This window comes from Desulfuromonadaceae bacterium, assembly GCA_019429445.1.
Lineage (GTDB): Bacteria > Desulfobacterota > Desulfuromonadia > Desulfuromonadales > JAHYIW01 > JAHYIW01.
In genome coordinates this window covers 76580-88706 of sequence record JAHYIW010000003.1, presented here as the reverse complement: position 1 = coordinate 88706, position 12127 = coordinate 76580, and the positions used below count along the sequence as shown (strand labels likewise).

The window sequence follows — 12127 nt, the reverse complement described above, 5'->3', positions numbered from 1 at the left end:
CCTTCCCCCTGTCTCAAAAAGAGAGAGGGCCAATGCTGAAAAAATCGTTACAACTCTGCGCAGAGATCGAAAGCATGATCGGTCAGCTTTATCGCAACTTTGAGCAATCGTCCGCATCGACGCCAAAGATGAAAGCCCTCTGGGCACAGATGGCGCTTGATGAAACCGGCCATGAGCGCCACATTTGCTTTGTGCTGCGGTTGCCAACCAACGAAATTTGCCTTGATAAGGAGGGGGAAGAAGATCGGCGGGTTGCGGCGCTGCATGGTCAAGTCCGCGCGGCCCTGACCCGAGTTGAGCAAGAAATGTTGACCGCCAATAAAATGCTCGACCTGGCCGAGCAGCTGGAATCACACTTTATGGCCGTTCATGCGGCCAACGCTGTCGCCAGTCAGCACAAATCATTAACGAACATGCTTACCGCACTGGGCAAACATGACCAGGAACATGTCGCGCAGCTGACCGAATTTATTAAAGATTTCCGCAGCACTCAGCCTTCCTGAAAAAACTCCGGTGCGTACCAGGCGAACGTCATAAATACATTCGACAACGTCAGTAACGCAACGGTCTGCAACACCACGGGAATTTTGAGGCCGACGAATGGCATCGCATGCCTATCCTTGCCGAGACACAACGCTTGACATGGATCAATGTGCCACGTTGAGCGTGGCAACCCCAGCCACGATAAGTGCCACACCTATATATCTGGTCATTGAGGCTGGATCGCCATAACAGAGAACCCCGACAAAAAAAGTTCCAGCAGCGCCGATGCCTGTCCAGACGGCATAGGCCGTACCGATGGGAATTTGTCGCTGAGCCAGCCAAAGAAGAAATCCACTGACTGCCATGAACACAACCGCGACCCCAATCCCCGACCACCGGGTTTCGGGTGTTTGTGCCATCTTCAGGCCGACCGGCCAACCGATCTCGGAGAGGCCAGCAAAAATCAGGTAAACCCATGCCATAGTGATCTCCGTAACTGGGCACTAACCGCCGGGACGCCGCCTGATGGCACGATCCTCTCAAGCATCCGGTTGTGCAATTTTTTTTGCAGATCCAGTAATTATATGGGATTTTATCGTGGAAACTGGTGTGATCCGGGCAAGAATAGCGGGAATAACAGCTAACGACAATGAAATTTTTATCGTTGCGCTCTTAGACATTAGTGGTGGCCGGTTGGTTTTGATGGTCAGGGTCTCATTCCCGGTGGTGTTCAGTTCCATAATATGCCGTGACCGGGGTTCTCTCCACATATTTTCCTTGGTAATACGGTAATGCGGTAATGTGGGTTGTAATCCTTCGCCTATTCTGTATAATTAAACACTATTTTGCGGAGTATAAATGAGAGTCATTAACCGATTAGTTATTTTTTGTTCGAAAGGAGCGGAGAGATGCAATTGAAAAAATCAGTGATTCGTTTATTGGTATTGGCCGCTTGTGTAGCGTTGGCCTCGGGGTGCGCCATGCAGGCGACAAACGGTGGCGAAGAGACGGCTGCAAAGGCCGACAGCACGCAAGCAGCGACGTCTGAAAGTGCCGCCAGCACCGGTTCCTCAGCCGCGAGTAGCGGGGCGCAAGGTGGCGTTGCCGGATCCACCGGCTTTACGGAGCAGGCGGTGGGTGATTCCAGTACTGCGCGCGGGTCAATGACTGAAAGCAGTGCGATGACTGACAGTGGAGCAAGTGCCTCGGCTGGTGCTGAGGGCGCCCAGATCAGCAGTCTGAAGCGGATTCACTTTGATTTTGACCGTTACGAACTGTCGGAAGAAGCCCGGATGACCCTGGCCGGTAACGCGGCGTATCTGAAGGCCAACCCGAATGCACGAATTCGCATCGAAGGTCACTGTGATGAGCGCGGTTCCGATGAGTACAATCTGGCTCTCGGCGAGCGGCGCGCAATCGCTGCCAAACGCTATCTGCAATCTCTTGGGGTTGACACCTCGCGCCTGACGATGATTTCCTACGGCGAGGAACGACCGCTTGATCCGAACAGCAATGAGGCGGCCTGGGCCAAGAACCGGCGGGCGGAATTCATCAGTCGCTAACAATGAGACCCCCCCTGAGGCCGCTTACGCGGCCTCAGTTATTTGGAGCTCAAGATCATGAAACAGGGTATCTGGGTCGCTGCACTTGTTGTTCTGCTGACCTTGAGCGGCTGTCTCGCTACGAGCCAGCAGCTGACGATGGAACGCAACCTGAGTGAAATGAAACGTCGCCTTGCCGAAACGGAACGGGGGCTGGCTGCGTTGCGCCTGGAGCGCAGCACCGAGACTCAGGAACGCCTCAATGAGCTGCACCGGCGTGCCGCTGATCAGCAGGTGCATCTCGATGCCTTCCGCGTCGAGTTTCAGTCATTCTACGGGCGGCTGGAAGATTTTTCACGAACCAACAACCAGCTGGCCGCCGGCCTGGGCTTAACTCAGGACGAGTTGAGCATCAAACTGGCCGCGCTCGAAAATCGGCTGGCGGCACTTGAAAGTGCCAAAGCCGACCAGCCTCCCGTGAGTACGGCGACTCCCTTACCCCCCGAAAAGGTTACGATCACTACCGACACCGCTCCCGAAGCCTTCTACCAGGCGGCGCTCAAATTACTGCGTGAGCAGGGAGAATATGCCGCCGCGCGTGAACGGCTGGGTGTTTTTATCGAGCACTTTACCAATCACCCGCTGTGCGGCAATGCCAGCTACTGGATCGGTGAAGCCTATTTCGCCGAGAAGAAGTTCGACCAGGCAATTCTTCAATTTCAACACGTGATCGACAATTACCCCGGTCACGCGAAATTGCCCGCGGCGCTGTTGATGCAGGGAACCGCATTCCATCTGTTGGGTGATACCGCAAGCGGCAAAGTGATTTTGCGGCAACTGCTGAGCAAGTATCCTGAAGTGGCAGAAGCGCGCAAGGCTGAGGCTCGCCTCGAAGAGTGGGAAACAAAGAAATAAGGGCAGCGCAATTTTCGAGAAAGCAGGGGGACGGCAAACGATTGCCGCCCCCTTTTTCATGGGTCGGCTTTCAACCGGCGGAAGGCGGCAAGGACATCGTTCTGGCTGAGGATGCCGAGAAGACGGTCCGGCTCATCTTTGCTGACAACCGGAAAATAGCTGATATTACGGTTCAGTTGCAGCACCTTCAACGCTTCGCGCAACGATTGTTCGGGGTTGATCGCATGAGGGTTGGCGGCGGTAAGATCCCCTGCAACGACCAACGGCGCAAGGGTCGGTTCAAAGAGCAGGTCGCGAATTTCAGTGTAGTTGATCATACCGAGAAAACGCTGTTCGGCATCAACCACCGGAAAACGGTCATAGCGGCTGTGGGAAATAAATTTGAGCAGATCGTAGTAGGGTGTGTCATTGCGCACAGTTTCAATATTCTGACGCATGATGTGGCGGACGTGGATGTCGCCTGGATCGCTGAAATTATGTCCTGGTAGCCCAAGCGCCGCACGGAAGTGCTGGGCGACATTATGCAACCCCTCCATGGTCCTGAGGGGGGCGCGCTTCTGCAGCAGGGAGAGGAGCGGAACCTCCCCGGCTTGAACCAGGCCGTGGCGAATCGCCAGCGGTCCGATCAATTCAAAGATCACTACCGCGCCAAGGACGATAGTTTCAATCAGGTGGCCGCCGGTCGGCCATTGATACGCGATCTGGCCGGCAAGACCGATCGCGACTCCGCCCTGAGCAAGCATCGTTATCCCCGCATAGGCCCGCTCACGTTTGCCGAAACCGCCGAGTTGTGCACCGCAACGACTGCCAAGCCACTTGCCAAGGGTTCGGGCGAGGACATAAGCCACACCGATCAATCCGATCTGGCTGAGTGTTTCTATATGCAGCGTCGCTCCGGCAAAGACAAAAAATACAACATAGAGCGGATAATCGATGTGACGCAAGCTCTCCTGTAGCCGGTGCCAGCGCGGTGAGCTGTTGGCGAGAACCATGCCGAGCATGAGATTAGCCAGCAGGAAATCAACCTGTAGATAACGGCAGAGCGCCGTGCAACTGATGACACCGCCGAGCAGGAGTGTTTTGTGTTCGCTCGGTAGTTCCAGTCGCTGCGCCCAGGCGGCGAGGAAAAAGCCAAAAACGGAGCCGATGAGCAGTGGCCCGCAGGTTTTCAGCAACAATACAGCGACACCCTCTTCGGGGCGAAGCAGGGAGTATGTCACGATCACAAAGCTGAGCACCGCAACCAGATTGTTGAGACCGATCAGCGTTAGAATGGTGCTGGTCACGGGGCCCTCCGCTTCGTATTCGCGGACAACCATCATCGTGACCGCAGGAGCGGTCGCCGAGGCGATGATGCCAAGAAAAATGGCAGAAAAAAGTGACGTCTCCCACAGGGACAGACCGGAAATTATATGATGCAGGTAAAACTGATTGAGCAGACCAGTCGCCAGCGCGACCGAAAAGAAGGTAACGAGAATCTCGGTGGCGGAAAAAATCAACAAGCGACGTCCCCAGCGGCGCAGATTTTCAAGTTCGAACGACCCGCCAATATTCATCAGAATCAAGGCCAGCGCAACATCGGCGATGATCCGCATCTCTTCCAGCGCGGCCCCGGTCAAGAGCGACGGAAGCCCAAGAAGCCCGGACATCGACGGGCCGATCAGCAGGCCAACCAGTAGATACCCGGTTACGCGCGGCACATAACACATTGAAGCAAGTCGACCGCCGATCAACGCGCCGAGAAAAACCGTCGCCAGCCCGGTGAGCAGTTGCAACATCATCTTCGATCTACCTCGTAACCACGGAATTTCACATCGTCCGCCGGGTCAGGTATGAGAGCAAACCATTTTGCGTCGCACCAAGTTTAGCTGATAAAATCATTCCTCACCACTATTAATTATCATTCCCCCCTGGCAAAAACGGCTGATTAATTGGCACCGCCGGGGCGCAGATATGCTTTGATCGACAGTGATTACGATTGAGTTTGCACACCCGGCTATTCTATACTGTGTCTTTTAACTGTAGCGAGAGCGAAATGAAACCACTGTTGATTACCATGGGCGATCCGACCGGGATCGGTCCCGAAATTATTATTCAGGCTCTCCTTGCGGGAGCGTTGAGCTCGACACGACCAGTGATTGTGGCGGGGGATGTCGCCGTGCTCGCCCAGGCTGCCAGGGTGTTTCATGTCGCGGCCCGGACTGAAGCCGTCCCAGGGGCACCGCTGCTTACCCATCGTTTACACCTGGCCGGTCGGGAACTGGCGGTAAAAAATCTGTCGCAATTAGCGGTGGAAACCCTGCTCCCCGGTCAACCGGACCTCGCCTGTGGCCGGGCGATGCTCGACTATATCGAGTGGGGTTGTCAGGCCTGCCGCAGCGGTCAGGCCGCCGGGCTGGTGACCGCGCCGATCAACAAGGCGGCGATCCGCAGCGCCGGGTGCAATTTCCCTGGCCATACCGAGCTGCTGGCGGAACGTTGCCAGGTGGAGAAGGTGGTCATGATGTTGGCCGGAGCGCGATTACGCGTCTGCCTGGTGACCACTCATCTGCCCCTTTCCGCCGTTCCCGCAACCTTGAGTCGCGCGGAGATCGAGGCAACCATCCGCATCACCGATCAGGCGTTGCGCGACTACTGCGGGGTGCGCACCCCGCAGCTGGCAGTCCTGGCGCTCAACCCCCATGCCGGGGAGAGTGGGCTGTTTGGCGACGAGGAAGAACGTCTGATCGTTCCGGCGATTGCCGCCGCCCGCGCCGCCGGAATCAACGCCAGCGGGCCACACAGCGCCGATACTCTCTTCCATTTTGCAGCACGTGGTGCTTACGACGCGGTCATCTGTATGTATCACGATCAGGGGTTAATCCCCCTTAAACTGCTGCATTTTGAGGATGGCGTGAACGTCACTTTAGGATTACCGATCATCCGCACCTCGGTCGATCACGGAACCGCCTACGATCTGGTCGGCACCGGCACGGCAAGCTTCGCGAGCCTGGTGGCAGCGGTGCGGATGGCGGAAGAAATGACACAAAAAAGCTCTCATCTTTGAGCTGAAAGTTAACCTCATGGCCACCAAAATCATCATCAAAAATGCCTGTGAACATAACCTCAAGGGGATTGATGTCGAAATTCCACGCGACCAGCTGGTGGTCATCACCGGCGTTTCCGGCTCAGGCAAAAGCTCGCTGGCCTTCGATACTATCTACGCCGAAGGGCAGCGGCGCTATATTGAAAGTCTTTCCGCCTACGCCCGCCAGTTTCTGGAGCAGATGGAAAAACCGGATGTCGAGAGCATCGAGGGCCTTTCCCCGGCGATTTCGATTGAGCAGAAAACCTCCTCAAAGAACCCCCGTTCCACAGTCGGTACGGTCACCGAAATCTATGACTATCTGCGCCTGCTCTTCGCTCGCGTTGGCCGGGTCCACTGCCCCGGCTGCGGTCGTGAAATTGCTTCGCAAACGATCGAGCAGATGGTCGACCAGGTACTGACATTGCCAGCACAGACAAGACTGCTGATCCTTGCGCCGATTGTGCGTGGCCGCAAGGGTGAGCATCGTAAAGAGCTCAAACACCTGCAAAAGAACGGTTTTGTCCGGGTCCGGATCGATGGCACAATGTACGAGTTGAGTGATTTGCCGGAGCTTGAAAAGAACAAAAAACACGAGATAGAGGTCGTCGTCGACCGGCTGGTGATGAAAGCGGAGATCGCCGGACGCCTTGCCGATTCCCTCGAAACCGCCCTGCGCCTCGCCGATGGCGTGGTGCGGGTGGAAGTGATCGACGGCGAAAGCATGCTTTTTTCCGAGCATCACGCGTGCGTCGCCTGTGGAATCTCCTTTGCTGAAGTCACTCCGCGCATGTTTTCTTTCAATAGTCCCTACGGAGCATGTCCGGACTGTTCCGGGATCGGCACCCGCCAATACTTCGACCCCGACCAGGTGGTGCCAAATCGGGAATTATCGCTGCGCGAAGGGGCGATTGTGCCGTGGGAGAGCCGCAGCGGCGTTTACTATCAGCAGATTCTTGAGGCCCTGGCAGAGCATTATCACTTCAAAATCACCACCCCGTTCGGCCAATTACCGGAGCAGGTGCGCACAGTGTTATTACACGGTTCAACCCCCGAAAAGGTCAAATTCTACTTCGATCAAGGGGAGCGGCGTCACTTTTACCACAAAGTGTTCGAGGGGGTGATCCCGAATCTCGAACGGCGCTACCGCGAAACCGATTCGGACGTGGTGCGAGAAAACCTCGAACGGTTTATGAACATTATGCCCTGCCCGACCTGTAACGGGGCGCGGTTGCGTTCCGAATCGCTGTACGTAAAGATCGGCGGGCAGACAATCTGTGACCTCACTGCCCTGTCAATTGTCGAAGCGGAAAACTTTTTTCGCGACCTTGAACTGCCCCCGAAGGAAGCTGAAATTGCCCGCCGGGTACTCAAGGAGATCCTGCAGCGACTCTCCTTTCTGACCCATGTCGGCCTGGACTATCTGACCCTCAACCGCACCAGCGGGACGTTGTCGGGGGGGGAAGGACAACGTATCCGGCTGGCGACCCAGGTCGGCTCATCGCTGGTCGGAGTCCTGTATATTCTCGATGAACCGTCGATCGGTCTCCACCAGCGCGACAATCGCCGCCTGCTCGACACGCTCAAGCGGTTGCGCGATCTGGGCAACACCGTGCTGGTGGTCGAGCACGACGAAGAAACGATTCTCGAAGCCGATTACGTCATCGATATGGGTCCGGGCGCGGGGGTCAACGGGGGGGAGGTTGTTGCCGCCGGTACGCCGCAGGAAATCCTTGCCAACCCGGCATCGTTGACCGGACGCTACCTTTCCGGCGAGCTGGAGATTGCCACCCCGGCACAACGGCGACGCAGCGATCAGTTCCTGCGTATTCGCGGAGCCAGTGACAACAACCTGCAAAATATCGATGTTGATATTCCGCTCGGAGTTTTCACCTGTGTCACCGGCGTCTCCGGGTCGGGGAAATCAACTCTGGTTATCGACACCCTCTACAAAACGCTGTCGCAACGCCTTAACCGTTCAAAAGAAAAAGCCGGGAAGGTGCGTGAGATCCTCGGACTGGAACTGCTCGATAAAGTGATCGATATCGATCAATCGCCGATCGGACGCACCCCGCGTTCCAACCCGGCGACCTATACCGGCATCTTTACCGATATTCGCGATCTCTTTGCGCAACTCCCCGACGCCAAAATCCGTGGCTACAAGCCGGGGCGTTTTTCTTTCAATGTCAAAGGGGGACGCTGCGAGGCCTGTCAGGGAGACGGCATCCTCCGCATCGAAATGCATTTTCTGCCCGATGTCTTTGTGACCTGTGAAGTGTGCAAGGGAGCACGCTACAACCGTGAGACGCTGGAGGTGCACTACAAGGGGAAGTCGATTGCCGATGTACTCGATATGACCGCCAATCAAGGCGCGCGTTTTTTCGAAAATGTCCCCCGGATCAAGAATAAACTCGAAACGTTGCGCGAGGTCGGACTTGGCTATATCAAGCTCGGCCAGAGCGCCACCACCCTCTCCGGCGGCGAGGCGCAACGGGTTAAACTGTCGCGGGAACTCGGCAAACGCGCCACCGGGCGCACCATCTATATCCTTGATGAACCGACCACCGGGCTGCATTTTGCCGACATCCAGAAGTTGCTCGATGTCCTCCACCGGCTGGTCGACACCGGCAACACGGTGGTCGTTATCGAACACAATCTTGATGTCATCAAAACCGCCGATCACCTGATCGACCTCGGTCCTGAAGGGGGGAGTCGCGGCGGGCTGATCGTGGCCGCCGGGACGCCGGAAGAGGTCGCGAAAGTGTCCTGTTCACACACCGGCAACTACCTGCGCTCCTATCTCGATATCTGAAAATTGTCCGTGTAAAAATTTCCGGCGGAGAGGAATGAACTACCCCGCAGCAAGCTGCCGGGGATCAACAGCCTACAACCCTTACTAACGCGCGCAGCAAGCTGCGGGGAATTAGACCCAACTTTTGATTAAATATGGGCTACGAAGAGCGTCAGGCCGGAGCCCAGGCTCCGGCGCTCTATGCCATCTCATTGCTGGTGGTCTTCCTTTGTCTGGCGGCCCTTTATGAGAGTTGGGCGGTCCCCGTCTCGGTCATGCTCGTCGTGCCGCTGGGGATTGTCGGGGCGGTGCTGGCCGCGACCTCACGCGGTTTCGCCAACGACGTGTACTTCCAGATTGCCATCCTCACCACCGTCGGGCTCGCGTCGAAAAATGCCATCCTGATCGTCGAGTTCGCCAAGGAGCAGATGGAGCACGGCAAGGGGTTGATCGAGGCCACCCTGGAGGGAGCCCGGCTGCGGCTGCGTCCGATCCTGATGACCTCGCTCGCCTTTTTCTTCGGGGTCCTGCCCCTTGCGCTCAATAGCGGAGCCGGGTCAGGAGCGCAGAACGCCATGGGGACCGCGGTGAACGGCGGGATGCTCACCGCCACCGTTCTGGCAATTTTTCTGGTCCCGGTCTTTTTTGTGGTGATCCGCAGGATATTTCCTGCTAAACAGTTAGTTGACAGCAAAACGCTCCCGACCAACAGCCAACCCGTGGAGGTTGATTGATATGAAAAAACGACTTTTGACAATAACTGCTGCGGCGTTCCTCGGTCTGAACGGCTGCACAACCATGGCCCCTGAGTACGCCCGCCCCGAAGCGCCTGTCCCGGCGCAATGGCCAACTATCCCGGCCGACCAGGGCGACACTGCTGAAGGGTCTGCCCAGCTTGTGGCTGATCTTCACTGGCAGGATTTTTTTGCCGACCCAAAACTGCGCCAGTTGATTGCGCTGGGACTGGAAAACAACCGGGACCTGCGCGTCGCAGCACTCAATATTGAGCGCTCACGGGCGCAATACCAGATCCGCAGAGCCGAGCTCTTTCCCCAGCTCGCCGGGGTTGCCGCAGGCAGCGGACAGGGGATACCGGCCGATCTTTCGAGCACGGGAAATGCCACCACAATTCACCAGTACAGCGTTGGTCTCGGGGTCAGCGCCTATGAGCTGGACATGTTCGGGCGGATACGCAATCTCAAAGATCAGGCGCTGGCACAGTACTTCGCCACCGAACAAGTGCGCCGCAGCGTACAGATCAGCCTGATCGCCGAACTGGCAAATAACTACCTGGCCTTGGCTGCCGACCGTGAACGGTTGGCCCTTGCGCAAAAAACCCTGACTAATCAGCAGGAAGGTTACCGTTTGATCAACAGTCGCGTCGAGGCCGGCGTTTCTTCGGTCATTGATCTTAACCGTGCCCGTACCAGCGTTGCGGCCGCGCGGGTCGATATCGCCCGTTATACCAATCTCGTGGCACGGGACGAGAATACCCTGGCGGCGATTCTTGGCACACATGTCCCTGTTGATCTTCTCCCTGCCGCGCTGACCGATGGTTCCTGCGCTTTGAATGAACTCTCCCCGCGCCTGACGTCAGCTGTTCTGCTGCGCCGTCCCGACATCCTCCGGGCCGAAAATCTACTCAAAGCGGCCAATGCCAACATCGGTGCCGCGCGCGCAGCTTTCTTTCCACGCATCACGCTGGTTGGTTCGTTCGGTACCGGCAGCAACGAATTGGAGGGGCTCTTTCAGGCGGGTTCACGCGCCTGGAGTTTTGCCCCGCAAATTACCCTGCCGATTTTCACTGGCGGCAGCAATCAGGCTAATCTTGAGGTCGCAAAGGTCGATCGTGAAATCGCCGTGGCCCGCTACGAACAAGCCATCCAGGAAGCTTTTCGCGAAGTTGCCGACGCTCTCGCCCAGAAGGGGACTATCGACGAGCAACTCGCGGCCCAACAAGCGCTCACCGATGCCACCGCAGAAAGTTTCCGGCTCTCGCAGGCCCGCTACGACAACGGCGCCGACAGCTACCTGGCGGTACTTGATTCCCAGCGTACCCTCTATGCTGCTCAACAGGGGATAATTACGACCCACCAGACCCGCCTCAACAATCTGACAACACTCTACAAAGTCCTTGGCGGAGGGTGGAAGGAACAACCTCAGCCGTAATGTGCTGCGACTTGCGCCTGCGTCAATGCGATCCTTGACGGGACCATCGAACAGGCCGAGTTTGAACAATCGCGCTGGTTTCGATTGAAGATGCCCAAGGAACTGCAGGATGTCGACAGCAAGGGACTCAACCCGCGTAATGCCTGGGCCAACAAGGATGCGTTCGATGCGACGGCAAGAAAATTGGCCGGAATGTTCATCGACAACTTGAAGAAGTCCATCAAGGACGACAATACCTCCGACTTCACTCAGGCCGGGCCGCAAATTTAAACCGCAGCAGTTGCGCTCGCGAAAAAGGGGCGGCCAGCAGGTCGCCCCTTTTTCGCGAGCTTTCACCTTGCATTTTTGCTGCGTATCGACTACACATAAGCGCCTTGATTCAGTCCTGTGGAGGCGACATGGCGATTACCGAAGACGCCCTGTTTCGTAAACTCAAAAAACTCACCGGTCAGGCGATCGGAGATTTCGAACTGATCGCAGCGGGTGATCGCATTGCGGTCGCGGTGTCGGGGGGGAAGGATTCGTACACCTTGCTCCATCTGCTCGACGCACTCCGCCGCCGTGCTCCGATCAAGTTTGAGCTGATTGCGGTCAATGTCGACGTTGGCTATCCGGGCTATCGCAAGGAACGCCTGGAAGAACATCTGCAACAGTTCGCTTTCGCCTATCGGCTGGAAGAGACCAACGGTTACGAAATAATTGAGGCCAGGCGTCGCCCCGGCACCTCCTACTGTTCCTTCTGCGCCCGCCTGCGCCGCGGAGTTCTTTACACTCTGGCGACAAAACTTGGCTGCAACAAGATCGCTCTCGGTCACCATCTGGATGATTTTATCGAGACCCTGCTGCTCAATCAATTTTACGTCGGTGCATTAAAAGCGATGAGCCCCAAGCTGGTTGCGGACAACGGCATCCACACGGTCATTCGCCCTCTGGTCTATGTCGAAGAACAGGATATTATCACCTTTGCGCAACGCAATGCGCTGCCGATTATCTGCTGCGCCTGTCCGGTCTGTGGTCAGATCGACCAGCAACGCCAGCGCATGAAGCGGCTGGTCAAGGAACTCACTACCGATATTCCTCACCTGCGCCGCAGTGTTTTGCATGCCCTGGGAAACGTTCAGCCGCGTCATCTGCTCGACAATACGTTAAATTTCTTTTAATGTC

At 56.6% G+C, this 12127-nt stretch carries 12 protein-coding genes; 9 read left to right on the top strand and 3 right to left on the bottom strand.

Annotated features, from left to right (window positions below):
- Positions 1 to 32 precede the first annotated feature (32 nt).
- The gene (locus K0A93_01880) at positions 33 to 503 is read left to right on the top strand and encodes a hypothetical protein (protein MBW6510853.1); all 471 of its coding nucleotides are present in this window, start codon (positions 33 to 35) and stop codon (positions 501 to 503) included.
- Here the strand turns inward: K0A93_01880 and K0A93_01875 are convergent.
- Together K0A93_01875 and K0A93_01870 are read right to left on the bottom strand one after the other, a co-directional pair.
- The gene (locus tag K0A93_01875; GenBank protein MBW6510852.1) at positions 491 to 607 is read right to left on the bottom strand and encodes a DMT family protein; all 117 of its coding nucleotides are present in this window, start codon (positions 605 to 607) and stop codon (positions 491 to 493) included. The genes K0A93_01880 and K0A93_01875 overlap by 13 nt on opposite strands.
- Positions 608 to 647: 40 nt before the next feature.
- Positions 648 to 965: a multidrug efflux SMR transporter gene (locus tag K0A93_01870; protein MBW6510851.1), complete on the bottom strand. Its 318-nt coding sequence runs from the start codon at positions 963 to 965 to the stop codon at positions 648 to 650.
- 498 nt (positions 966 to 1463) lie between these two features.
- Between K0A93_01870 and pal the strand changes: the two genes are divergently transcribed.
- Positions 1464 to 2045, top strand: coding sequence for a peptidoglycan-associated lipoprotein Pal (pal, locus tag K0A93_01865; protein MBW6510850.1), 582 nt, complete (start codon positions 1464 to 1466; stop codon positions 2043 to 2045).
- A 57-nt stretch (positions 2046 to 2102) separates the two neighbouring features.
- The gene (ybgF, locus tag K0A93_01860) at positions 2103 to 2939 is read left to right on the top strand and encodes a tol-pal system protein YbgF (GenBank protein ID MBW6510849.1); all 837 of its coding nucleotides are present in this window, start codon (positions 2103 to 2105) and stop codon (positions 2937 to 2939) included.
- 56 nt (positions 2940 to 2995) lie between these two features.
- Here the strand turns inward: ybgF and K0A93_01855 are convergent, their stop codons facing one another.
- Positions 2996 to 4720 (bottom strand): cation:proton antiporter, encoded by a 1725-nt coding sequence (locus K0A93_01855; GenBank protein ID MBW6510848.1) that lies wholly within the window; start codon positions 4718 to 4720, stop codon positions 2996 to 2998.
- Between the two features lie 254 nt (positions 4721 to 4974).
- Here K0A93_01855 and pdxA point away from each other — a divergent pair, with 254 nt between their 5' ends.
- The 6 genes from pdxA (at position 4975) to ttcA (ending at position 12123) form a co-directional block, all read left to right on the top strand.
- Positions 4975 to 5985, top strand: coding sequence for a 4-hydroxythreonine-4-phosphate dehydrogenase PdxA (pdxA, locus tag K0A93_01850; GenBank protein MBW6510847.1), 1011 nt, complete (start codon positions 4975 to 4977; stop codon positions 5983 to 5985).
- 16 nt (positions 5986 to 6001) lie between these two features.
- A complete protein-coding gene (gene uvrA / locus K0A93_01845; GenBank protein MBW6510846.1) occupies positions 6002 to 8815 on the top strand; it encodes an excinuclease ABC subunit UvrA in 2814 nt (937 codons plus the stop codon).
- A gap of 134 nt (positions 8816 to 8949) precedes the next feature.
- Positions 8950 to 9528, top strand: a complete 579-nt coding sequence (locus tag K0A93_01840; GenBank protein MBW6510845.1) for an efflux RND transporter permease subunit — start codon at positions 8950 to 8952, stop codon at positions 9526 to 9528.
- A gap of 1 nt (position 9529) precedes the next feature.
- On the top strand, positions 9530 to 10963 hold the full coding sequence (locus K0A93_01835; protein MBW6510844.1) for an efflux transporter outer membrane subunit: 1434 nt from the start codon (positions 9530 to 9532) through the stop codon (positions 10961 to 10963).
- A 90-nt stretch (positions 10964 to 11053) separates the two neighbouring features.
- Complete coding sequence (locus tag K0A93_01830; protein MBW6510843.1) at positions 11054 to 11233, top strand: hypothetical protein; 180 nt, start codon at positions 11054 to 11056, stop codon at positions 11231 to 11233.
- A gap of 128 nt (positions 11234 to 11361) precedes the next feature.
- The gene (gene ttcA, locus K0A93_01825; protein MBW6510842.1) at positions 11362 to 12123 is read left to right on the top strand and encodes a tRNA 2-thiocytidine(32) synthetase TtcA; all 762 of its coding nucleotides are present in this window, start codon (positions 11362 to 11364) and stop codon (positions 12121 to 12123) included.
- Positions 12124 to 12127: the final 4 nt, after the last annotated feature.

Bases quoted from the DNA above. Each gene is read 5' to 3' on its own strand.
- pdxA (MBW6510847.1), top strand. From the start codon at position 4,975: ATGAAACCACTGTTGATTACCATGGGCGATCCGACCGGGATCGGTCCC.
- K0A93_01835 (MBW6510844.1), top strand. From the start codon at position 9,530: ATGAAAAAACGACTTTTGACAATAACTGCTGCGGCGTTCCTCGGTCTG.
- uvrA (MBW6510846.1), top strand. From the start codon at position 6,002: ATGGCCACCAAAATCATCATCAAAAATGCCTGTGAACATAACCTCAAG.
- pal (MBW6510850.1), top strand. From the start codon at position 1,464: ATGCAGGCGACAAACGGTGGCGAAGAGACGGCTGCAAAGGCCGACAGC.
- K0A93_01855 (MBW6510848.1), bottom strand. From the start codon at position 4,720: ATGATGTTGCAACTGCTCACCGGGCTGGCGACGGTTTTTCTCGGCGCG.
- ttcA (MBW6510842.1), top strand. From the start codon at position 11,362: ATGGCGATTACCGAAGACGCCCTGTTTCGTAAACTCAAAAAACTCACC.
- ybgF (MBW6510849.1), top strand. From the start codon at position 2,103: ATGAAACAGGGTATCTGGGTCGCTGCACTTGTTGTTCTGCTGACCTTG.
- K0A93_01840 (MBW6510845.1), top strand. From the start codon at position 8,950: ATGGGCTACGAAGAGCGTCAGGCCGGAGCCCAGGCTCCGGCGCTCTAT.
- K0A93_01870 (MBW6510851.1), bottom strand. From the start codon at position 965: ATGGCATGGGTTTACCTGATTTTTGCTGGCCTCTCCGAGATCGGTTGG.
- K0A93_01875 (MBW6510852.1), bottom strand. From the start codon at position 607: ATGCCATTCGTCGGCCTCAAAATTCCCGTGGTGTTGCAGACCGTTGCG.
- K0A93_01830 (MBW6510843.1), top strand. From the start codon at position 11,054: ATGCCCAAGGAACTGCAGGATGTCGACAGCAAGGGACTCAACCCGCGT.
- K0A93_01880 (MBW6510853.1), top strand. From the start codon at position 33: ATGCTGAAAAAATCGTTACAACTCTGCGCAGAGATCGAAAGCATGATC.